The sequence below is a fragment of the Acinetobacter sp. UBA6720 genome (genome assembly GCF_002454215.1).
Classification (GTDB): domain Bacteria; phylum Pseudomonadota; class Gammaproteobacteria; order Pseudomonadales; family Moraxellaceae; genus Acinetobacter.
Window position 1 is genome coordinate 1 of record NZ_DKIK01000154.1, and the last position, 20753, is coordinate 20753.

24 protein-coding genes and 1 pseudogene are annotated in these 20753 nt (G+C 41.0%); 12 read left to right on the top strand and 13 right to left on the bottom strand.

Features of this window, described 5'->3' with window-relative positions; genetic code table 11:
- Nucleotides 1–99, top strand: a pseudogene (locus B4F08_RS13500) (ABC transporter ATP-binding protein); the annotation flags it as partial.
- Between the two features lie 10 nt (nt 100–109).
- A complete protein-coding gene (gene urtE / locus B4F08_RS13505) occupies nt 110–808 on the top strand; it encodes an urea ABC transporter ATP-binding subunit UrtE (protein ID WP_086210296.1) in 699 nt (232 codons plus the stop codon).
- 114 nt (nt 809–922) lie between these two features.
- On the opposite strand, the gene B4F08_RS13510 is transcribed toward urtE, so the two are convergent.
- The 3 genes from B4F08_RS13510 to alc form a co-directional block, all read right to left on the bottom strand.
- A complete protein-coding gene (locus tag B4F08_RS13510; RefSeq protein ID WP_291374757.1) occupies nt 923–1630 on the bottom strand; it encodes a phospholipase D family protein in 708 nt (235 codons plus the stop codon).
- A 56-nt stretch (nt 1631–1686) separates the two neighbouring features.
- Complete coding sequence (locus B4F08_RS13515; protein WP_291374759.1) at nt 1687–2199, bottom strand: ureidoglycolate lyase; 513 nt, start codon at nt 2197–2199, stop codon at nt 1687–1689.
- Nucleotides 2200–2308: 109 nt separating this feature from the next.
- Nucleotides 2309–3313, bottom strand: coding sequence for an allantoicase (alc, locus tag B4F08_RS13520; RefSeq protein ID WP_291374761.1), 1005 nt, complete (start codon nt 3311–3313; stop codon nt 2309–2311).
- A 212-nt stretch (nt 3314–3525) separates the two neighbouring features.
- Between alc and hpxO the strand changes: the two genes are divergently transcribed.
- Both hpxO and B4F08_RS13530 read left to right on the top strand, forming a co-directional pair.
- A complete protein-coding gene (gene hpxO, locus B4F08_RS13525) occupies nt 3526–4683 on the top strand; it encodes an FAD-dependent urate hydroxylase HpxO (protein WP_086210292.1) in 1158 nt (385 codons plus the stop codon).
- Nucleotides 4684–4829: 146 nt separating this feature from the next.
- The gene (locus tag B4F08_RS13530) at nt 4830–5336 is read left to right on the top strand and encodes a DUF1877 family protein (RefSeq protein WP_110974604.1); all 507 of its coding nucleotides are present in this window, start codon (nt 4830–4832) and stop codon (nt 5334–5336) included.
- Here B4F08_RS13530 and B4F08_RS13535 read toward each other — a convergent pair.
- From B4F08_RS13535 to puuE, 6 genes are all read right to left on the bottom strand, one after another.
- A complete protein-coding gene (locus B4F08_RS13535) occupies nt 5325–5831 on the bottom strand; it encodes a GNAT family N-acetyltransferase (protein ID WP_291374762.1) in 507 nt (168 codons plus the stop codon). The two genes, B4F08_RS13530 and B4F08_RS13535, sit on opposite strands and share 12 nt — an antisense overlap.
- 96 nt (nt 5832–5927) lie before the next feature.
- Nucleotides 5928–6677, bottom strand: a complete 750-nt coding sequence (locus B4F08_RS13540; protein ID WP_119063318.1) for an outer membrane protein OmpK — start codon at nt 6675–6677, stop codon at nt 5928–5930.
- A 127-nt stretch (nt 6678–6804) separates the two neighbouring features.
- Nucleotides 6805–8163: a nucleobase:cation symporter-2 family protein gene (locus tag B4F08_RS13545; protein ID WP_291374763.1), complete on the bottom strand. Its 1359-nt coding sequence runs from the start codon at nt 8161–8163 to the stop codon at nt 6805–6807.
- 37 nt (nt 8164–8200) lie between these two features.
- Nucleotides 8201–8527 carry a hydroxyisourate hydrolase gene (uraH, locus tag B4F08_RS13550; RefSeq protein WP_110974606.1) on the bottom strand — a complete coding sequence of 109 codons (327 nt, stop codon included), beginning with the start codon at nt 8525–8527 and terminating at the stop codon, nt 8201–8203.
- Nucleotides 8524–9027 carry a 2-oxo-4-hydroxy-4-carboxy-5-ureidoimidazoline decarboxylase gene (uraD, locus tag B4F08_RS13555; RefSeq protein ID WP_291374765.1) on the bottom strand — a complete coding sequence of 168 codons (504 nt, stop codon included), beginning with the start codon at nt 9025–9027 and terminating at the stop codon, nt 8524–8526. Before uraD ends, uraH begins: the two co-directional genes overlap by 4 nt.
- A 124-nt stretch (nt 9028–9151) precedes the next feature.
- On the bottom strand, nt 9152–10120 hold the full coding sequence (puuE, locus tag B4F08_RS13560; RefSeq protein WP_119063315.1) for an allantoinase PuuE: 969 nt from the start codon (nt 10118–10120) through the stop codon (nt 9152–9154).
- A 242-nt stretch (nt 10121–10362) separates the two neighbouring features.
- Here puuE and B4F08_RS13565 point away from each other — a divergent pair, with 242 nt between their 5' ends.
- From B4F08_RS13565 to B4F08_RS13585, 5 genes are all read left to right on the top strand, one after another.
- The gene (locus B4F08_RS13565) at nt 10363–10734 is read left to right on the top strand and encodes an HPF/RaiA family ribosome-associated protein (RefSeq protein WP_086210284.1); all 372 of its coding nucleotides are present in this window, start codon (nt 10363–10365) and stop codon (nt 10732–10734) included.
- 138 nt (nt 10735–10872) lie between these two features.
- Nucleotides 10873–11415, top strand: a complete 543-nt coding sequence (locus B4F08_RS13570; RefSeq protein WP_291374768.1) for an ankyrin repeat domain-containing protein — start codon at nt 10873–10875, stop codon at nt 11413–11415.
- Between the two features lie 14 nt (nt 11416–11429).
- Nucleotides 11430–12200, top strand: coding sequence for a transporter (locus tag B4F08_RS13575; protein WP_119063314.1), 771 nt, complete (start codon nt 11430–11432; stop codon nt 12198–12200).
- Nucleotides 12201–12218: 18 nt separating this feature from the next.
- A complete protein-coding gene (gene dsbD / locus B4F08_RS13580; RefSeq protein ID WP_291374771.1) occupies nt 12219–14045 on the top strand; it encodes a protein-disulfide reductase DsbD in 1827 nt (608 codons plus the stop codon).
- 18 nt (nt 14046–14063) lie between these two features.
- Nucleotides 14064–14702 carry a glutathione S-transferase family protein gene (locus B4F08_RS13585; RefSeq protein ID WP_291374772.1) on the top strand — a complete coding sequence of 213 codons (639 nt, stop codon included), beginning with the start codon at nt 14064–14066 and terminating at the stop codon, nt 14700–14702.
- On the opposite strand, the gene B4F08_RS13590 is transcribed toward B4F08_RS13585, so the two are convergent.
- Entirely contained in the window at nt 14699–15931 is a 1233-nt protein-coding gene (locus B4F08_RS13590; protein WP_162900248.1) for a GGDEF domain-containing protein, read from the bottom strand. The genes B4F08_RS13585 and B4F08_RS13590 overlap by 4 nt on opposite strands.
- 229 nt (nt 15932–16160) lie before the next feature.
- On the opposite strand from B4F08_RS13590, the gene B4F08_RS13595 reads away from it, so the two are divergent.
- Nucleotides 16161–16727: an FMN-dependent NADH-azoreductase gene (locus B4F08_RS13595; protein WP_119063311.1), complete on the top strand. Its 567-nt coding sequence runs from the start codon at nt 16161–16163 to the stop codon at nt 16725–16727.
- Nucleotides 16728–16803: 76 nt separating this feature from the next.
- Here B4F08_RS13595 and B4F08_RS13600 read toward each other — a convergent pair whose 3' ends face one another.
- Nucleotides 16804–17715, bottom strand: coding sequence for an alpha/beta hydrolase (locus tag B4F08_RS13600; RefSeq protein WP_086210278.1), 912 nt, complete (start codon nt 17713–17715; stop codon nt 16804–16806).
- Nucleotides 17716–17871: 156 nt separating this feature from the next.
- Between B4F08_RS13600 and B4F08_RS13605 the strand changes: the two genes are divergently transcribed.
- Nucleotides 17872–18309 carry a DUF2147 domain-containing protein gene (locus tag B4F08_RS13605; protein WP_086210277.1) on the top strand — a complete coding sequence of 146 codons (438 nt, stop codon included), beginning with the start codon at nt 17872–17874 and terminating at the stop codon, nt 18307–18309.
- A 47-nt stretch (nt 18310–18356) separates the two neighbouring features.
- On the opposite strand, the gene B4F08_RS13610 is transcribed toward B4F08_RS13605, so the two are convergent.
- Both B4F08_RS13610 and B4F08_RS13615 read right to left on the bottom strand, forming a co-directional pair.
- Entirely contained in the window at nt 18357–18707 is a 351-nt protein-coding gene (locus B4F08_RS13610; RefSeq protein ID WP_291374775.1) for a Spx/MgsR family RNA polymerase-binding regulatory protein, read from the bottom strand.
- 463 nt (nt 18708–19170) lie between these two features.
- On the bottom strand, nt 19171–19989 hold the full coding sequence (locus B4F08_RS13615) for an exodeoxyribonuclease III (protein WP_110974615.1): 819 nt from the start codon (nt 19987–19989) through the stop codon (nt 19171–19173).
- 39 nt (nt 19990–20028) lie between these two features.
- Here B4F08_RS13615 and pyrE point away from each other — a divergent pair, with 39 nt between their 5' ends.
- Nucleotides 20029–20679 carry an orotate phosphoribosyltransferase gene (pyrE, locus tag B4F08_RS13620; protein WP_234304342.1) on the top strand — a complete coding sequence of 217 codons (651 nt, stop codon included), beginning with the start codon at nt 20029–20031 and terminating at the stop codon, nt 20677–20679.
- Nucleotides 20680–20753: the final 74 nt, after the last annotated feature.

Here is a 20753-nt window from a genome sequence, read left to right on the forward strand (position 1 = left end):
AAAGTGACGGTACTGGCTCAAGGGTCGATTTTAGCTGAAGGCACATTGGCAGAGGTACAGGCCAATGAAAATGTGATTGAGAAATACTTAGGACGTTAAGGAGCCGACCATGTTAGAAGTCAAAGACGTCAATCAGTTTTACGGTGGCAGTCATATTTTAAGAGATGTTTCATTTCAGGCCCCTGTGGGAGAGTGCTCGGTGGTGTTGGGGCGGAATGGTGTTGGAAAAACCACCTTACTGAAATGTCTGATGGGGATTTTACCGATCAAGTCGGGCCAAATTTTACTTGATGGTAAGGACATCTCGAAGATGAATCCTGAACAACGTGTTCGTGCAGGTTTGGCTTACGTGCCACAAGGCCGTGATATTTTTTCGACCCTAACTGTTGAAGAAAATATCCTGATTGGCATGGCCAAGTTTAAGGGGGCTAAAACCCGAAAAGTACCTGAACATTTGTATGAAATATTCCCCGTATTAGATGAAATGAAACATCGTCGTGGTGGAGATTTATCGGGTGGACAGCAGCAGCAATTGGCGATTGCGCGTGCTTTAGCGTCAGAACCGCGGGTGTTAATATTGGATGAACCCACAGAAGGCATTCAACCTTCTATTATCAAAGACATTGGCCGAGTGATTCGTAAACTGGCGGATGGTGGTGAGATGGCGGTGGTTTTGGTTGAGCAGTTTTATGACTTTGCCGAAGAATTGGCTGATACATATACCGTTATGGCCCGTGGGCAAGTGATTGCACAAGGGGCAGGCAGTGAAATGCCTGCAAAAGGTATTCGAGAATTGGTGGCGATTTAAGTCTCGTTATTTTCCCCTCTGTTGAACAAGTGACGAAAAGCCTCCCTGCTAAAGGGGAGGTTTAGATGGATTTATTGTTTCTAATTCTTTTAGAAATTGGAAAATTTAATGTTTTTAAATCTCTGTATTTTCGTTCCATAGAAAATAAATACCATATTGACCCGTTCTAAATTCGCCACCAATAGCTTTTCCTGAGTCTGTCAGAAAATGCTTACCATTTTCTGTAAGGTTTAAATAGCCTTTATTGACTAATTTTTCCAATAAGTCTGGAGTTTTAATTCCAACTTTTGCAGCGAGTTTCGCAGTCGTTAGTTTTGTAAAAATGATGTCTTCTTCACGATCTGCCACTTCTGAAACTGGAGGTATTTCTGTTTTTACTTCATCTAGGGTAATACGTACTTCATCGCTAATTCGGATAATTCGTTGAGCTTCTTCATAAGCATCTTTGAAAACTTCAGTGTCTTCATATTTACGGACTAAGATTCCCATTTCATTGTTATTGACTTGGCTGAACTCATAAAGGTTTAGACTGGAAATAATACATTCACTTTCATTGATATAGCATTTTGCATGCAAATTTTTGCAAAAGCTAACTCGGACAAAATCTAATTTTTGCATCCATTTGATTTCGTCTGGATGTAAATCACTCTTTCCATAAACAATACGGATATCAATTTTTAGGCGATCTTTATCTTCTAAAAGTTCTTTGATTCGGTCATTTAAACGTAGATAAGGACTAATTAAAATGAGGCGTTCTTTGGCATTTTTGATGAGTTCTTCAAGAAAAAAATTAGTGCCACTCGTGTTTAAAAATTTTGCCATTTATCCCTCTGATTATTCTGAATAATTAAATGAGATACTAACGCATAAATACTGGGTTAGGGACGATCGAGAAGCATAATTTGAATTTTTTCATCAAACTGAAAAACATCACAATTATGTCCAGTCCCAATTCGATCAATAACGGCAAAATCACTAGGAGATTCCAGTGTTAAAAGTGGATGGTGCCATGTCCCTATATGATAATTCACACCCTGCGAACCATCTGTAATAAAAGCCTGTAATTTACAAATATCAGGTCGATCCGTATCCAAACTTGGCGCAACCAACACTAGAAATTTTTGACCGTGCATCGGGATGAACGCTTGAGAGCCTTTGGGGTGACGTTCCAACATTGAAATTTCAACAGGAAGTGTAGTGGTCTGGATATTTCGAAAGATACTAATACCAACTTTTGCATGGCCCATAATTTCAGTTTCAGCCAAGGCATGATAGCGCTCAGTGTGTGCATCATTAATATGGAAAAAATCATGCCCTCGGCAGCTAATCACATCACCAAACTCGGCAAAATTTTCATTGCTAATCGGTTGAATCAAAATATGATGGGGCATGGGTTTCTTCCAAATGAAAACTGTATTTTCAAAACTGATGCATATATGAAAATATAACAGCATAAATCTAAAAAAATAATTGAGCTAATCATGTCAATTTGAATATAAATTAGACAATTTTACCCCATAGACGAATGCGACTAATGCCACCGTCGGGAATCATATTGACCCGAATATGGGACACTTTGTTCTGTGTTAAAATTTCATTGGCATAACAATGGATATGATCCATTTGCATGGTTTTCGCCTCTAATAAAAAGGGCCAAAACATACTTTGTGGAATCAGTTGTGGGTCGGTAGCATCTTCAATATAAATGGCTTGAACTGAAACTTCAGCTGGGTAATTGCCTTTAAAATGTGCAGTGTCAATTTCAATTTTTTCAATAGAGCCTGCTTGCCCCAAGGCTAAAATGCACCAGTCAAAACCAGGTGCCCGACGACGTTTAGTTTCCCAGCCATCGCCCATATTGATCCCTCTACCGGGATTAATTAAATTACGGGGATGTCCAAAATGGGCATCACTATATGCAATGACGCGTCCTCCATTTTCCAATGCCAACAGATCTAATATTTGATTGTGGTCGGTAATTTGGGTTTGCACATCACCATAAACACGAAGACGCGCGATGCCACCATCAGGATAAATATTTAAACGAATATGGGTATACACCATTTCAGTTTTAACCTCAAAAATATGGTGCTGGCTAGGTCCCAATATACTGTTTGGTAAAATTTGGTGCCATTCCACATCTTCAAAGTTACCCTTTGGTGCATAACAGGCTTCAATAGCCGCGGAAGCAGGATAATTGCCAGTAAAGAATGTCGTGTCGATATCAAAAGCTTTAATTTTTCCTGCGACTCCAAGTTTGACTATGGCCCAGTCGTAACCTGCATGGCGCTTACGCCGTGTTTCCCAACCATCCATCCATTTTCCGTGATCGTCAAATTTATCCTCCACAAAAACTGGAGCGTCAAATTGCAACATGCGTTTGGCTTCAGCAAAAAAATCATCCGAGCATTCAATCACTTCAGCCCCAATACGCAGATCTGCCAGATTGGTCAATTGTTGTATATTCGTAGGAAGCTCAAAGCTAGGTGCAAATAAGGTTGCCATGAAATAGGTCCGTGTTTAGGGTCATCAATAGGTGATTTTTCGTTTTAAAAATAAAGAAATTTATCTGCCAATTTTACGAAAATGAAATTACTTTCTTTCCTTTATGTAGCACAGCGTATGCCAACTTTTGATGGACATAAATGAAGGGCTCAAAGATGGCATGCTTTTCGCTTTTTCAATCTGAATGATACAAATTTGAAAAAGAGGAACAGATGGAAATTGCAATTATTGGTGCAGGGATGGGTGGTTTAACGACAGGAATCGCATTGAAGAAATTTGGGCATCGAGTCACCATTTATGAGCAAACAGAGCATATTTTACCTGTAGGTGCAGCCATTTCATTGTGGTCAAATGGTGTGAAGTGCCTGAATTATTTGGGCTTAACCCACCAAGTCGCACGCCTAGGTGGGCAGATGGACCATTTGGCTTATGTTGATGGTTTAACGGGGGATGTCATGACCCAGTTCAGCTTGTATCCTTTGATTGAAGAGGTTGGACAGCGACCGTATCCTGTTTCGCGTGCCGAACTACAAAACATGTTGATGGATGAATTTGGGCGTCAGGATATCAAGCTCGGTAAAAAAATGCTGTCTTTAGCAGAGCACAATGATATGGTCACAGTTCGCTTTGCAGATGGAACAGAAATCCAAACAGAATTATTGGTTGGAGCAGATGGAACTCACTCTTTGACTCGAGCGTATGTTCTTGGTGATCAAGTTGAACGCCGTTACGCTGGTTACGTCAACTGGAATGGTTTAGTTGAAATATCTAGTGATTTAGCACCAGCAGATCAATGGACGACATTTGTTGGCGAGGGGAAGCGTGCTTCACTTATGCCAGTTTCTGACAATCGCTTCTATTTCTTTTTTGATGTGCCTCTTCCAGTTGGTTTGGAAAATGATCGAAATCAATATAAAAAAAAGTTGAAAGAGTATTTTCAAAATTGGTGTGCGCCTGTGCAAAGCCTCATTGATGCAATGAATGAACAGCAGACTAATCGTGTCGAAATTCATGATATTGAGCCATTTACTGACTTCTATAAAGGTCGTGTGGTGATCGTCGGAGATGCAGCACATAGTACAACGCCTGATATTGGGCAAGGCGGTTGTCAGGCGATGGAGGATGCCATTTATTTGGCACGCGCACTACAAATTAATACTTTGGGCTTACAAGACTCGTTACGTCGTTATCAAAATAAACGCAATGAACGTACAGGAGAAATGGTGCTACGCGCACGTAAACGTTGTGATGTGACCCATATGAAAGATGAAAGTGTAACCCAGGCATGGTATGAGGACTTACGTACTGAGCAAGGCCCTCATATCATGAAGGGAATTATTAGTAATATTGTGGGTAATCCGCTGGATTAGGGGATATTTTTTGTGGCGTATTTAAGCTCGGAGTAAAGGACCACTGTCCTTTGCGTTTTTGTGAAAATTACTCATACAAATTGATTGAGCAGTTGGATTTCAGACGCGTTAAGCTAATGGAAAGTAACAACAATAAGAGCAGCCATATGGACACATTATTATTAAGTATTCAACCCAATGCTTTAGAAATGCTGATTTTAGAGTCGACTGCTGTGCAAGATGTATTGGATTCGCAACAGCTTGAATCACGTCTGCTTTTAGGCTCAAACTGGAAGATCTTACAAACGTTGTTGCAGGGGAGTTTTAAGTCTGGAACTTCCTTACTGGCTTTGAGTGTACAAGCTGAACATCATTTATCGGAACGTCAGAAACAACTCACAGAGGTGCGCTATAACACGGCAGTTCGTGTAGTTGAAGTCGAAGAAGCATTAGGGAAACTCGATATTGATGACTTTAAAAAGCATATGCAAACTACTTGTTTAAAGCGCCTAGAGCAGGAGCATGGGATTCGGACTGAGTCGATAGAACTGCAATTTGCGGAGTTGAGCTTGCTGTTTGCTCAACTCAAAAATTTTTATGAACAAGCAGCAAAGCATAATTACGCTGTGATCAGTGTAACCAGTGACAATTTAACGCCAATCTCACTGATTTAACATCAATTGCATCAGTACTAGATCACGCCATTGGCCAAATTTTTGTCCCACTTGTGGCATATAGCCTGTTTGTACGAAGCCGAATTTTTCGTGTAATGCAATTGATGCAAGATTGGCATGGTCAATTCCTGCAACCATGACATGCATTTGCTGTATTTTTGCTTGTTCAATCAAATAGGCTAAAAGTTGTTTACCTAAACCCTGACGTGCATAGTTGGGTGAAATATAAATAGAATGCTCAACGGTAAAACGATAGCCTGAAAAATTACGGAAAGTGGCATAGTCTGCAAATCCTGCAATCACCTTTTTCTCTTGGTCTTCCATTACACAAAATGGAAATTGCTGATTTTTAAAGTGTTGTAACTGTTTTTGAAAATGCGCTAAATCATATGCATGTTCATTCCACGTTGCCATACCATGTAGAACTTCAGCATTGTAAATATTTTGAATGGCAGGCAAATCGTGTTCAGTAGCAGAGCGGATGATAAAAGACATGGAAGGCTGAGTCGTTGTATTGGAGCTTTATCATGCTGCTTTTACATAAAAAAAAGCAAGACAGAAGTCTTGCTTTTGGATATTCACAAAAGTGAATTAGAAGTGGTATTTGATTAATGCACTAACGTCATTTTGGTCTAAACCTTTGATGCCGTATTTGTTGTTCCATACAGAGTGTTCAACACCCACATAAAGACGTGTATCTGGAGAAATGTGTTTACCAACATTCCATTTCCATTGTGTTGTCCAGTTTAATTCACTTGCATGACCTGCATTTTCACCTGTTGACCAGTCAAGGAAGCCATCAACAAGGAAATCTTCAGAACCTAATTTCACTGGAATACCATAGACAGCAGTCATTTGGTAGTCATCAGTTGTTCCTTTCTCATTATCCGCTTTATAGAAGTTCAACTGTGCATATTGGAAATAAGGAATAGCAAGATCAAAACCAATACCATAGAGGTAGTTGTTGAAGTCTGCACCTGAGTAATTCGAGCTGTTTGCTTCCCATGTTCCCGCAATTAAAATATCTTTAATTGGACCAGCTTCTAGTTTAGTTCCTGTAACAGCACTTAAGCTTAGGCGAGGCGAAAGCTCGAAATATGTGCTGTTTTCGAAATCATTGTGAGCACGGTCAGCGAAGCCGAAAAAGTCACCATATTTCAATTTAGCTGTATATTCGACAGTAGCCGTTGTTTGCTGGTTATTGTCATCCATATTTACAGGATGCGCATAGTTTTCACCGTATAAAGCAGTGAGGCTAAAGTCTTGCCAGATCGGCGCAGCTTGAGAAATTGCCGCAGCAGAAGATAATGCTACGAAAGCAGCAATTTGAGTCAGTTTCATGAATATTCCCCAAAAAATCGGATACAAGGATACCGATTATTAAGCAAAAATAAAGCCAAATTTGACGAACGTGATGGAGATGGATCATAAAAAAAGGTTATTTATTACACTTTTTTTACCAAATGGTTTAGTGGTGGGCTTCCTGAAGTATTTTATTTTTAGTGACAGACTTTCTTTTTGAAGAAGGAAGATGATTGAATAATAAATTTAATAATATCGCCATGATACAGGTCGAACTGATCCCAGAATGGAACAGGGTTTGCACCCATTTGGGGAAGTTTATAAAGAAAGAATAATCTATGATTGGAATCATGCCTGCTGCAATTGAAGTTGCAACTATAATTAGATTTTTTTGCTCATTATAGTCAACTTTAGCCAATGTTCGGATGCCACTAGCAGCTACTGTTCCAAATAAAACTAAACCTGCCCCACCTAAAACTGGGAATGGAATAGCCGCAATCAAGCGCCCCATGATAGGCAATAACCCCAAGGTCACTAAAATGCCACCACCTGCAGCCACTACAAAGCGGCTTTTAATTCCTGTAATGGCAACCAGACCGACGTTTTGCGCAAAAGCACTTTGCATAAAGGAACCCAAAATGGGTGCTGCCGCACTCGATAGCATATCTGCACGTAAACCTGCTGCAATGCGCTCAGCATCAACCTTCGTTCCAACAATTTCACCTACTGCAATAATGTCGGCAGTGGTTTCCGTCATAATGACTAAAGTCACAATCAGCATTGAAAGAATTGCGGTGAATTCAAAAACAGGAAGCCCAAAAGCAAAAACACTCGGGGCTTGAATCCAAGCACCATTGGTGATGTGGCTAAAGTCACCAAAACCTAGAATATAGGCGATGCATGTACCTAGAATAATTGATACTAGAATTGACAACCGGCGCATGGTCGGGCTTTGAAGCATATTCAGTCCAATCACGATTGCTAAAGTTAGGAGAGCCAAACTGATATTTTCAACACTTCCCCAGTTCGGTGCCGTTTTATTGCCACCCATCATCCAACGGATAGCAACAGGCAGGAGGGATAAACCAATGATGGTGATGACGGAACCTGTGACGACAGGGGGAAAAAAGCGAATAATTTTGGAAAAATAAGGGGCTAAGAAAAAGCCAATCAATGATGCAACGATGACTGCACCATAAACTGCGGGCAGCCCTCCACCTGTAGTGACAATCGCCACCATGGTAGCGACCCCTGCAAAAGAAACGCCTTGCACCAAAGGAAGTTGTGCCCCAATGTATTTCACCCCTATGGTTTGTAAAATAGTGGCTAAACCGCCGACAAACAACGCCGCAGCAATGAGTAAACCAATCTGTGCCGCGTTTAAGCCTGCTGCAGTACCAATAATCAGTGGGGGTGCAACAATTCCACCATACATAGTGAGCACATGTTGCAAACCGTAAGCTACACTTTTAGTCGCCCCCAAATACTCATGTTCTGGAGAGAGGCTTTTATTGAGTTTTGTCATGTTGTGTTTCCCCATATTCTGTTGGTTTGTGTTGTGCTTAGCTTCCACGGTAAGTGGAATAAGCAAAAGGGCTGATCAGCAGAGGAATGTGATAGTGTTGCTCGGTATTTTGGATATAAAAATGAATCACAGCTTTGGGGAAAAATGTTTCAAGGCCTTGTTTTTCGAAATAATCCTTTGTATTGAACTCAAGTGCATACTCTCCAGAAATGAGTGCTTCTAAGCCAAAATCTGCTGCTTGAATACGACCATCTATATTGGTTTGTGCACAAGCCAATAATTCGCCAACATGATTGAATAATCTCACATCGACCTGAGCTGCAGGTTGACCTAAAGCAGTATCTAAAATATGGGTGCTGATCATGCGGTAAGCTCCTGTGTAAGGCGAAGGATAGCAATTTCAGATAACTGCTGTTTGACGATGCGTTGTTCCGTTTCAGGGTCGTTTTTTAGTCGATAGTTCAGTGCCGTTAAAATATCATTCACATTTAAACCTGAAGCCTTGATTAAGAAGATGTAGCCATATTTTTTTTCATAAGCGATGTTGGCGGTGATCAATGCCTGTTGAGTCTCTTTATTGCTTTGGAGTTGGGCCTGTTCACGTTCTGAAAAAGCTTGTTCGGTTGGGCTAAGTTCAGTTTTGGCTCGCTTCTCTCCAATCCTTGGATGCATATCTAGAGCAGATTGAACCTCGTCCCATGTCCATGTCTGGCTGAGTTGAGTCGCGTAATCAAGTACCTTTTGTATAGATAAAAAGGGGCGGGCTGCAATAATGGCTTGCCCCCAACTTTGAATAGGCACGCAGTGTTTTAATCGGTTTTCGAGTTCGGCAGGGGGGGATTGATTAAATTCGTTCAGATGCACTATTTTGACCTGATGTTTAAAAAGAATAGCTAAAACTTTGCAATATCAGTGCCAAATACAGACAAATTTACACCCCAAAATAGCTAAATAAGCGCCCAAAAGAGGCTCCTATTTACATGAGGCTTCACATATTGGGGGCATGATGTTGATACCAATGTTCAGCAATCTCTGAGCGACGACAGATCCAAACTTTTTCATGGCTCTGAACGTAATCGAGAAAGCGTTGTAAGGCTTTAAAGCGACCCGGACGACCGAGAAGACGGCAGTGCATGCCAATCGACATCATTTTCGGACTGCTTTCACCTTCGTTATACAACACATCAAAACTGTCCTTTAAATATTGGAAAAAATGCTCTCCTGTACTAAAGCCACCTGCGGAACTGAACTTCATATCATTGCATTCAAGTGTATAGGGAATAATCAGATGAGGACGTGTGGTGCCATCGGTTTGCGTTAATGTGGTCCAAAACGGTAAATCGTCGCCATAGTAGTCCGAGTCATATTGAATCTGTGGAAACGCTGCGAGCAATTGACGTGTATTGGGGCTGTCTCGGCCCGTATACCAGCCGATGGGAGTTTGACCCAATAATGTTTCAAGTACGCTCAAGGCCTGATCCATATGTTGATACTCGGTTTCAATATCGACATTTTGATAGTGCAACCAACGTTGTCCATGAGAGACCACATCGTATTGGGCTTGTTTGATTGCTTCGACAATAGGTGGATTACGTGCCAGTGCCATACCTACCCCAAAGATGGTCATCGGGAGTCCACGTTTTTGAAACTCCGCATGGATGCGCCAAAAACCTGCTCGTGAGCCATATTCATACATGGAATCCATGGAGCGATGCTGAGCAGGAAAACTCGCTGCACCAACCAACTCAGATAGGAACTGCTCAGAACCAGCATCACCATGCTCAACATGGTTTTCAGCCCCTTCTTCATAGTTCAAAACAAACTGTAGTGCAATGCGTGCTTGATTGGGCCAGTGAGCGTGTGGTGGGGTTCCTGCATAGCCAATTAGGTCACGTGAATAGGCAGAAGTTTGAATAGAATCAATGAGTTCTTGGCCACGTAAGTAAGTGCTTGTCACAATAAGTATCCTTTTCATATTTTTTTTAAAATATCACTTGCATAATTTTGAGTTAGGCCCGATATTCAAAGTAGAAGGACACAGATCTGCAGACTCAAAAGTGTTCATCATTCAATCAGGGGAGGTTGCTTTCCAATAGAAATTGAAGATGGTCGTATGCTGTTAAAACAGTAAGCTACAAGTGTGCCAAGATAAAAAAGTTTTGCACAGAAAAGAGTCAAATAAAGAGAGGATGTTATTTTATGAACATAGAAATCCGTACAGATAAAAACATTCAAAATAGTGACCGTTTAATTAGTTATGTACGTGCAGAGCTCAATCAAGAATTCCAACGTCACAGTGAACGTATTACCCATTTTTCAGTGCATCTGAGTGATGCCAATAGCCATAAAGGCGGAGATGACGACATTCAATGTATGATTGAAGCTCGTCCTGCAGGTTTAAAACCCGTGGTTGTAAATCATAAAGGTCATAATGTCGATACGGCGATTCATGGTGCGATTGATCGCCTCAAACGTAGCCTAGAACATACCTTTGAAAGGAATGATAAACCACGTGCTGGGCAACCTGTTTATGCAGATCAGGATGATGGCCTAGAGGATGAGGAAGAATAAACCTCACGGAATTTTAAAAAGCCCCAGATTTGGGGCTTTTTTCATGTTTGGCACTCACTTTTATCCAACATTACGGATAACAAATGTTCCGTTTATTCGGCATAATAGAATAAAACTGAATTGAAGAGCGTCCTCTCCATGTTAACCGCGCAACAACAAGCTTTCGTGCAAGCACTTGAAGAATTAGATCTTCAGCAAGTTCAACGTTTATTAGCAGATGGATTAAATCCAAATTTTATTGACTCTGAAAAAGGACCTGTGATTTCAGTTTGGTCAGATGGCTTATTTAAATGGTGGGAAGCAATTTGCGAAGCGTATGAAGCGGGTACACCTTTATCAGCACAAGAAAAGCAAGATAGCCTAGCGGTACATTTAGAAATTTTAGAACAGTTAATTCAAGCAAAAGCGAATTTACATTTGTGGGATACAGAGGAAATTTATGGCCCACTTTGGGATGCTGCAAGTGCTGCATGTGCGCCCGCAGTCAAACGCTTATTGGATGAGAAAGTCGATCCAAACACCAAAGATGAAGATGGTTTGACTATTTTATCTTCGATTAGCGATTTGTTCTTTGATTGTGAATTTGATGAAATTAACTGGGCCGAAGCATTAGCTGAAGAAAAGCAAACTTTAGAGTTGCTTCGTCAGCACGGTGCAAAAATGTCAAAAGAATTAGCCTAAACAGCGAGAAAATCATGATGAAATTAAAACATTTGGGTTTATGTGTCACAGCTGGATTCAGTATGAATGCGATGGCTGCAGATTTTTCCTTTGACCGCCCTGGCTCGGGTATGGGTACTGGCATTACGCCTGTGGGTCAGTTGGCATGGGAGCAGGGCTTAGCCAATGCAAATTATGTTGAATCCACCACTGCCGATGGGGAAAAAGTAAAAACCACCAACTTAAATGCAGATATGTTGTTCCGCACAGGTCTAGCAAAAAACATCGAATTACAATTGGGTTGGGCAGGTCCGTCGTGGCAGCAAGTGAAAGTAGCGGGTAACAAGTCTGAAACAGATGGTTTGGGTGATGTCAGTGTGGGTGTAAAAGCGGCTATTCCACTGGATGATGAACGTTTGAGTATGGCCGTATTAGCTGAAGCGGTTATTGCTACAGGCAATGATGGTTTCACCAATGAAGATGATATTTATAGTCTGACTTCTGCTGTGTCTTATGATTATAGCGATCTCGTGACAACATCTATCACCATGCGTTATGAAGTTCAAAATAGTGATTGGGCAATTTCTGCAATTCCGACACTCGAGTACCAATTTACCGATAAACTCAGTGGCTTCTCTGAATTGGTTTACCGTAAAGCAGAAAGCCAAGATAATGAATATGCACTGGGTACAGGTTTAATGTATGCGGTCAATCAGCGGATGCAACTGGATGCAAGTGTTGGCGTTGACTTAGATGGTTCAGATAAAAGCTATTACTCAGCCCTTGGCATTTCATACTTATTTTAATTAGAAAAAGAAAACATTATGGAAAAGCATCTTCATCTGGAACAGGGGAAGAACGGAAGAACGTGGTATCTGGTGCTATCAGTATTGATTATCAATCTGTGTATTTGGGCCAGTATTCTAAACGTTCATGCAGAAACTCCACTGCTTTCAGCGAAGGATGCGTTTCCATTTACAGTGGAGTCCACAACTGAGCATAGTGCTCAGCTACATTGGGATATCCCTGAACACTATTATATCTATCAGCACAAATTTGAAGTGAAACAGGCAGGACAGGTGCTTAAGTTAGAGCTACCTCCAGCCCATGATTTATATGATGAAAACTATGGGCATACCCAAGTTTATTATCAACAAGTACAATTTGATTTAAATACACAAGCTTCGCAAACCTATCAGGTGACTTGGCAGGGTTGTGCCAAAGATCGCATTTGCTATCCACCACAAACCATTGAATTTAAAACTGATGTTAATGGCTTGATCAGCCTGCAAGATCAGGCCAGTGGTTCAAAACGGCTGTTAGATTTGGCAGCGCAGTCGAATACTCAAGCGCAGTCCTTAGAGACAAATGTGACATCTGAACAAGTAACATTAAGCGCTGATGATTCCGCAGCCCAAGACCAAATGTGGTCAGAGGAATTGGCTAAGAGCTCGTTGGCTTATGGCTTATTGCTGTTCTTTGGGCTCGGCATCCTGCTCGCGTTTACACCGTGTTCTTTACCCATGTTACCGATTTTAACTTCTCTCATTATACGAGACAGTAAAGGTCTTAAAGCATGGATGATTGCTTTGGTCTTTGTCTGCAGTATGGCGATGGTTTATGCCATTTTGGGGTTGGTTGCATCCTCCGCAGGTTTGAATTTTCAGCGTTGGTTGCAGCAGCCTTCAACCCTCATTGCCTTTAGCCTGCTTTTTGTCTTATTCGCGTTAAATTTATTTGGACTATTTGAGCTTAAACTGCCTCAAGTGCTGGTCAATAAACTTGATCATATTCAGTCCATGCAAAAAGGGGGCAGTCTGCTCAGTGCGGGAATCATGGGTATGATTTCTGCCTTGTTGGTTGGCCCTTGTATGACAGCCCCTTTGGCTGGTGCTTTATTGTTCATTTCACAAACGCAAAGCCAGTGGCAAGGTGCAGTTTTATTGTTCACTTTAGGCTTTGGGATGGGAACGCCACTTCTGCTTGCCAGTATATTGGGGGCTAAAATCTTGCCACGTGCAGGGTTATGGATGAATCAAATTCGGGTGTTATTTGCTTTTATTATGTTGGCTTTGGCGCTGTATTTTATTCGCCCAATGCTTTCTGAGACATGGATGCAACTGCTAAGTTTAGTCCTAGGCTTAAGCTTTATTGGCTATGTGTTATATCGTTTAATGTGGAATAAAACCCAGTTACGTGTGTTATATATCGTGGCGTTGCTGATTGGCGGGTCTTATATTAGCTATAACCAATATCAACAGAGTCAACGTTTTTTTGAGTCACCAGTGACAGACTCTGCGCATTGGCATGTCGCAAGTACGGCGGCAGAGTTTCAGCAGTTATTAGCACAAGCACCGAAAGGCCAAAAAATCGTGATTGATGTCTATGCGGATTGGTGTATTGCCTGTCAGCCGATTGAACACCGTATTTTAAAATCTGCCACAGTACAACAGGCACTTGCGCCGTATTATTTAATTAAACTGGATTTGAGTCATTATGATGCAACCCATCAAGTGCTGTTAAACCAGTGGGATATTTTAGGGCCACCCACCTATTTATTTTTAGATGCCTCACAACAAGAAATTCGCGGTTTACGTTTAACAGGTGCATTTACTGAGGCTGAACTTTTAGCTCAATTACAACGTTTTTAAACCTGAGGGAGAAGGGTGATGCAACGTTTATATATTGCCAATAAAAACTCCTCCAGTTGGTCAATGCGAGCGTGGTTGGTTTTAACCGCATTTAACATCGACTTTGAAGAGGTACTTGTTCGCTTTGATGCGACAAACCCCAGTTTTAAAGAGCAACTATCCCATATTCATGCCAATGCTCAAGTACCTGTTTTAGATGTAGGAGAATTTAGAATTTGGGACTCTTTAGCGATTTGTGAATATTTGGCTGAGCAACATCCAGACTTAGCACTTTGGCCAAGAGCTAAAGCCTTAAGAGCGCAAGCACGAAGCATCAGTGGTGAAATGCACAGTAGTTTTATGGCACTGCGTGAATTGTGCCCAATGAATCTTCAGATGCAATACAGCACAGCCGAAGGTCAAGCACTTTGGAAGAAGCATGCGGCATTAAGAGCAGATGTTGCGCGGATTGAACACATTTGGGCTAAACGTGCAGACGCGCATGCTTTTTTATTTGGCAATTTCTGTATAGCCGATGCCTTTTATGCACCTGTGGTGATGCGTCTCAAGAGTTATGCATTGCCCGTATCTGAGCAAAGCCAGCACTATATGCAACAGATAATCAAGCATCCTGCTGTCAGTGCTTGGATCCATTCTGGATTAGAAGAAGCTGTCTAATGACGTGGAATATGAGGGTTATCACGGCATTTGGACTCGTATTCAATTTCAGAAGCACCGATTTCAAAATAGCATTTAATTTGATTCCGTCCTCCGGCTTTCGCTGCATAAAGTGCTTTGTCAGCTTGGTTTAATAATTGTTGGGGTTTTAATTTATGTGCAGATAGGGCAATACCGAAACTGGCGGTGATACGAATCGAACGTCCATCTTCATTTTCAATAACCAAAGATTCAATGGCTGCCCGACAACGTTCTGCAATACGGCGCGCACGATGTTGCGAAGAACGCTTTAAGATTAATATAAACTCTTCGCCACCATAGCGACCTACGATATCCTGTTCACGTAAATGCTCACTCAATTTTTGACCGACTGCAATTAAAACTGCATCTCCCATATGGTGTCCGAACTGATCATTGATATTTTTAAACAGATCGAGATCTAGTAGCACAATTGCATAAGGAGAATGTTTTTCATGACCTAAGTTTTCTAAGTTTTGGCTAATACTGCGTCGGTTAAGCGTGTTGGTGAGGGGATCAATCTGACTTAAACTTTGGATCTGTTGTTCACGATGACGCCACTGGCTAAGTAAAATTTCAAATAAAATTAAGCAAGTGATTAAGATCGGAGTAATGAAATACAACATCGAAAATAACCAGAAGCCATTAAGAAAAAGCTTCCCATCAATGATAAAAAGAGGGGAGTAAGGGACAACGTCAATAAAACTCAGATATCCTGAAAAAACTAAAAAACTCGTGGCAGGAATTAGCATCATATAAATAATTTTGCGTTTAAACAGCACTAAACCCAGCGTCAGTAAACAAATGTAGGCAATCATGGTCATTGGGCTTAAAACCCCAACAAAATAGCTGTCTTGGCAAAGTGAAATCACAAAGATACCGATGGCGACATAAGGTAAAAAGCGTTGCACCCATGCGCGATCCTGTAAAGCATAGCAGGGGTAAATCAGCCCTAAGAGCACCAAACAAAAAATAGAATTCAGCACAAATTGAATGCGAACAAACTCGATATTGACCACCTGCCAGTATTGAGGGTTCATTAGAATAAACGTATCCCAGCCTAGCCAAGCAATATGGATGGTACAGGCTAAAATAAGCATCAGAATACATTTTTTCAATGTACTCCAATTCATAATGACTTCCTCTTCAAGTAGATAGCGAGAAAGTTTATTTTTCGTTAATTTTTTAGAGGCAACGGCTAGTGAATTCATTCAATATTCTTATCCTTTTATTTTCGTATTATTTTTTAATTTAAATATCATTATCATTAATTTTAAAATTGAAATACAAGATAGCACCTAAAATCATAGTAAAAACATCCCTACAAAAAGGGAAAAGTGTTCTATTTTTGAAACATAGTGTTTTACTGAAGTGCATTATTCTGGTAGGGCAATTCTTTTAGTATGCTCCTATTAAAGAAAGATTAGTCTGGAATATCCCATGAAAGTTTTACACATTGATTCAAGTATTATGTCTGATGCTTCCGTGTCTCGTCAGTTAAGCCAAGCCATTGTGTCGCAACTTATAGAAAAGCATCCTCAAGCCCAAGTTGAGTATTTGGATTTGGCGACACAACCAATTCCACATTTAGATGCGGAAATCTTGATGGGGCAAAATGCAGAGCAATCGGCTTTAGGTGAACGCATTATTCAACAGTACCTCGATGCAGATGTCGTGGTCATCGGCGCAGCAATGTATAACTTCGGGATTACCTCAACATTAAAAGCATGGATTGACCGCATTAGTGTTGCTGGTCGTACTTTTAAATATACAGAAAATGGTCCTGTAGGTTTGGCTGGTGACAAAAAAGCATATATCGCCAGTAGTCGTGGTGGTGTTTATGGCGACAACAGCCCTGTTGATTTCCAAGAAGGTTTTTTGAAAACAGTGTTTAACTTTACTGGCGTGACAGATGTTGAAATCATTCGTGCAGAGGGTGTGAATATGGGGCCAGAGTTGAAAGATCAAGCCATTACAGCAGCATTGGCACAGGTAAAAACCATCTAATCACAATAAAAAGCAGTTTCATGATTCCTCACTCGGTCAGCCTCAGGCTGACCTTTTTTTATTGAACTAATGATATCTAGTCTTGGTCGAGTGATTGAGCAAAAGTGGCAATATCGTCCAAGGCCATTTTGGCTTCGGGAAACCATGCATTAAACATTTGGAAGTTATGCCACATGCCCGTGTAGAGTTTAAAGGTCACGTCCACACCGGCTTTTGTTGCTTTATCTCTAAACCGTTGTGCATCATCTAACAGAATTTCTTTTGAACCAACTTGCACGAGAGTCGGAGGCAGATCGGATAAATCATCAAATAATGGAGAGACAAGTGGGTCAGCAGAATCAATTTGCTTGGGTAGATAGTACTCAATGCCCGTTTCAAGGGCTTCAATGGATAACAGCGCATCTAACTGGCGGTTATAGCGAATAGATTCACTGGTTAAACTTAAGTCCAAGAAAGGCGAGAGTAGAATCAGTCCACTAACCTGTGAGAGTTGTTCATCGCGAATACGCAGTGCTAAAGCCAATGCTAGATTTGCACCACAAGAATCGCCAGATAAAATAATGTCTTTGGCTTGTATCCCTTGTGCTAATAAAACTTGGTATACATCTAATAGTGCATCAATGGCCTCAGGATAAGGATGCTCAGGTGACAAAGGATAATCCAGATGGATCACCTGCATGTGCGTGCTTGCAGCAAGGTCTGAGACAAATGCGCGGTGGGTATTCATTGAACCTAAAAAGAAAGCCCCGCCATGAATGTGCAAAATGAGCTGAGTGGCCTCGGTTTCAGCTTTCAGTTCTTCCGCACGCAAGCCTGCAAGACGCAGAGGGCGGATTTGAACGGATTTATTGAGTGGGAATGCACGACACATTTGTTCAATGAGAAAACGCTGACTACTGGGAGGGAGGCTAAATCGACTCGGGGTTCGAATCGTGGTTTTTAAAAACTGCTCTGTAATAATTTGTTTCCATGGATCGGCAATCTTCATAGTTATTCCATTTTATTATTTGTTTTACCTTGAGTTTGTGTATTTACCAACATAATTTACAAGGTTACACTAATTAGTCACATTGAAAAATTGAAAAATTGTTGTGACTTTTTAATAATGATAGTCGTCTATACTAGACTAGGGAAATGACAAAAAATGAAAAAAATTGCACTTGCATTAAGCGTACTGGGATTGGCCGCTCTAACTCACGCAGCAGATCCACTTAATGGCACAGTTTGGAAAACGATTGATGACAAAACGAAGCAACCGCGTGCGGTTGTGAAATTCACTGAGCAGAAAAATGGAACTTTAACTGGCAGTATTCAAAGCATTCTGACACCTGGTGAAGAAAATGCATGTACGAAATGTGAAGGTCCGTATAAAAACAAATCATTGAAAGGTTTGACAATCGTACATGGTCTAAAAAATGTCGGTGGTACAAAATACGATGATGGTAAAATTTTGGATCCGAAAAATGGTAAAACTTACAGCTTAAAAGGTGAGTTAACTTCGGGGGGTAAAAAGCTTGAACTCCGTGGTTATCTTGGCGTTGCTGCTTTAGGTCGTAACCAAACATGGATTCGTGTGAATTAATATATAGTCTAAAAAAGCCGAGCAATTGCTCGGCTTTTTTATTTTTGTTATGCCTTTAAGGCGCGAATTGCATCTTCATCGAAACCTACAATAAAACCATTTGCTGTCGCAATGACAGGGCGCTTAATCAGGCTGTGGTAAGTGGTGAGTGCATCAATTAATCCTTGCTCTGAAGCTAAAGCGGTCTGTTGTTCTGCTTCGGTCAGTTTACGCCAAGTGGTGCCTTTTTTATTCAGAACGAGATCAGCACCTAGTTGATCCAGCCATGTTTTTACGGTTATAGCATCAATCCCTTGTTTTTTATAATCATGAAATTCATAGGCCAAACCTAATTCACTCAGTAGGTCGAATGCTTTCTTCATCGAGTTACAATTTTTAATGCCATAAACCTTCAACATGGGAAACCCTTTTTGCTTTTAATCTGGGTTTAGAGTAGCCGAAAAAAGAGGATGGCTCTAGTGCCGTGTTTTAATCTGAAAACGTCATGTGTTTGTCATAAAAGGTATTTAAAATAGAAATCAAGAAGAAGAGAATTGTTAAAATGCTAATCTAAGAATAATAATTAAAAAAGAAGAGACTAAAAAAGAGAAAACCCGCATTTAATCATCCTGATCATGCGGGTCTCATTACAACGTCCATTGTCACATCCTTGAGAGCAAACTAAAACTATAGCTTGTTCAATTTCATCCTACGGCTTCCTGTCCTTGTGCTGTCATCCTGACATCGTCCCTTTGCCGTGGAAACATAATGCACTGATTGATTGATCAGAAAAAGACTCAAAAAACGGCAGATAATGTAAGTTAAAAACCCATACTCAGTAAACACTTGTTCACTGAGTATGGGTGAAAAGTGGATATTTCACTAGATTTGATAGTCAATAATAACGGGTGCATGATCGCTAAACCAAGTCTCTTTATAGACCCAAGCATTGACTGTACGGGCTTTCCAGTCAGGGGAGCAAGCTTGATAGTCAATCCGCCAACCCACATTTTTGGCACGGGCTTGCCCACGGTTTGACCACCATGAATAAAGTTCTGCTTCTTGACGAACTTCACGGAAAGTATCGACATAGCCAAGTTCATCATAAATGTGATCAAGCCAAGCACGCTCATGCGGTAAACAGCCTGAGGCTTTTTGATTGCCAGACCAGTTTTTAATGTCGATGCGTTTATGCACGATGTTGTAGTCACCACAGACAATCACGGACTTATTTTCTTCACGCCATTGTTTCAAAATTTGTTTGTATTCTTCTAAAAAGTGATCTTTACGTACTTGTGCTTCTTCGCCAGAAGAACCCGAGGGTAAATAGAGTGAACAAATATGTGCGGTTTGGCCTAAACCTAAGTCAAATTCAGCGGAAATAAAGCGACCTTGAGAATCGGCCAATTCAAAACCAAGCCCATCCGTGACTGAAACAAAGGGTAGACGGCTATAAATGGCAGTGCCTGCATAACCTGGACGTTCGGCAGGGAACAGGTGGGTATGCCAACCTTCAGGTTTAAATTTATCCGTCCATTGTTCGTGAGTGATACGAGATTCTTGCATGCAAATCACATCAGCATCTGATGTGGAAATCCAATCAAAAATCCCTTTTTTTTCTGCAGAACGTAGACCATTTACGTTAATTGAAACCACACGTAAAATTTTTTGATCACTTGGATAGCTACTCTTTGGTATCATGCGCAAGTCTTACCTCAATTTGAAAATTCGGAGCACCGCATGACAACGCAAGCGACATTTAACCCTCAAGCTTTTATCGAACTCGCATTATCACGTGGCGTGCTTAAATTTGGTGAGTTTACTTTAAAATCGGGTCGTGTGAGTCCTTATTTTTTTAATGCAGGTCTACTCAATGACGGAGAAGCCTTGTCTCTCTTGGCTTCTGGCTATGCAGCCAAACTGACAGAATGCAACAATGTTGAGGTGGTTTTTGGTCCTGCATATAAAGGAATTCCTTTTGTTGCAGCGACAGCTGTGGCGTTGTCGCAAAACCATGGCGTGAGTGTGCCTTGGGGGTTTAACCGTAAAGAAGCCAAAGATCATGGTGAAGGCGGGGTCTTGGTTGGTGCGTCCGTTGCAGGTAAAAAAGTTTGGATTATTGATGATGTGATTACTGCGGGTACAGCGATCCGTGAAGTAGTCACCATTTTGAAAAATGCAGGTGCGCAGATTGCAGGTGTGTTGGTGGCATTAGACCGTCAAGAAAAAGGTCAAGGTGAACTGTCTGCGATCCAAGAAGTGCAAAAAGAATTGGAAATTCCTGTGCATGCACTGGTGACCATGAAAGATTTGATGAATTATTTAGAGGCTAAAGGTGAAACAAAAGCTTTAGCAAAAATGGAAGCCTACCGCGTGAAATATGGCGTCTAAACGTTGAAACAAAAAAAGGAAGCTTTGGCTTCCTTTTTTATTCGCTCTCTCACTCGGTTGGCGTTTGGCTATGC

Excerpts from the sequence above, each read along its gene's own strand:
- urtE (WP_086210296.1), top strand. The coding sequence starts at position 110 with ATGTTAGAAGTCAAAGACGTCAATCAGTTTTACGGTGGCAGTCATATT.
- B4F08_RS13510 (WP_291374757.1), bottom strand. The coding sequence starts at position 1,630 with ATGGCAAAATTTTTAAACACGAGTGGCACTAATTTTTTTCTTGAAGAA.
- B4F08_RS13515 (WP_291374759.1), bottom strand. The coding sequence starts at position 2,199 with ATGCCCCATCATATTTTGATTCAACCGATTAGCAATGAAAATTTTGCC.
- alc (WP_291374761.1), bottom strand. The coding sequence starts at position 3,313 with ATGGCAACCTTATTTGCACCTAGCTTTGAGCTTCCTACGAATATACAA.
- hpxO (WP_086210292.1), top strand. The coding sequence starts at position 3,526 with ATGGAAATTGCAATTATTGGTGCAGGGATGGGTGGTTTAACGACAGGA.
- B4F08_RS13530 (WP_110974604.1), top strand. The coding sequence starts at position 4,830 with ATGGACACATTATTATTAAGTATTCAACCCAATGCTTTAGAAATGCTG.
- B4F08_RS13535 (WP_291374762.1), bottom strand. The coding sequence starts at position 5,831 with ATGTCTTTTATCATCCGCTCTGCTACTGAACACGATTTGCCTGCCATT.
- B4F08_RS13540 (WP_119063318.1), bottom strand. The coding sequence starts at position 6,677 with ATGAAACTGACTCAAATTGCTGCTTTCGTAGCATTATCTTCTGCTGCG.
- B4F08_RS13545 (WP_291374763.1), bottom strand. The coding sequence starts at position 8,163 with ATGACAAAACTCAATAAAAGCCTCTCTCCAGAACATGAGTATTTGGGG.
- uraH (WP_110974606.1), bottom strand. The coding sequence starts at position 8,527 with ATGATCAGCACCCATATTTTAGATACTGCTTTAGGTCAACCTGCAGCT.
- B4F08_RS13565 (WP_086210284.1), top strand. The coding sequence starts at position 10,363 with ATGAACATAGAAATCCGTACAGATAAAAACATTCAAAATAGTGACCGT.
- B4F08_RS13570 (WP_291374768.1), top strand. The coding sequence starts at position 10,873 with ATGTTAACCGCGCAACAACAAGCTTTCGTGCAAGCACTTGAAGAATTA.
- B4F08_RS13575 (WP_119063314.1), top strand. The coding sequence starts at position 11,430 with ATGATGAAATTAAAACATTTGGGTTTATGTGTCACAGCTGGATTCAGT.
- dsbD (WP_291374771.1), top strand. The coding sequence starts at position 12,219 with ATGGAAAAGCATCTTCATCTGGAACAGGGGAAGAACGGAAGAACGTGG.
- B4F08_RS13585 (WP_291374772.1), top strand. The coding sequence starts at position 14,064 with ATGCAACGTTTATATATTGCCAATAAAAACTCCTCCAGTTGGTCAATG.
- B4F08_RS13590 (WP_162900248.1), bottom strand. The coding sequence starts at position 15,931 with ATGAATTCACTAGCCGTTGCCTCTAAAAAATTAACGAAAAATAAACTT.
- B4F08_RS13595 (WP_119063311.1), top strand. The coding sequence starts at position 16,161 with ATGAAAGTTTTACACATTGATTCAAGTATTATGTCTGATGCTTCCGTG.
- B4F08_RS13600 (WP_086210278.1), bottom strand. The coding sequence starts at position 17,715 with ATGAAGATTGCCGATCCATGGAAACAAATTATTACAGAGCAGTTTTTA.
- B4F08_RS13605 (WP_086210277.1), top strand. The coding sequence starts at position 17,872 with ATGAAAAAAATTGCACTTGCATTAAGCGTACTGGGATTGGCCGCTCTA.
- B4F08_RS13610 (WP_291374775.1), bottom strand. The coding sequence starts at position 18,707 with ATGTTGAAGGTTTATGGCATTAAAAATTGTAACTCGATGAAGAAAGCA.
- B4F08_RS13615 (WP_110974615.1), bottom strand. The coding sequence starts at position 19,989 with ATGATACCAAAGAGTAGCTATCCAAGTGATCAAAAAATTTTACGTGTG.
- pyrE (WP_234304342.1), top strand. The coding sequence starts at position 20,029 with ATGACAACGCAAGCGACATTTAACCCTCAAGCTTTTATCGAACTCGCA.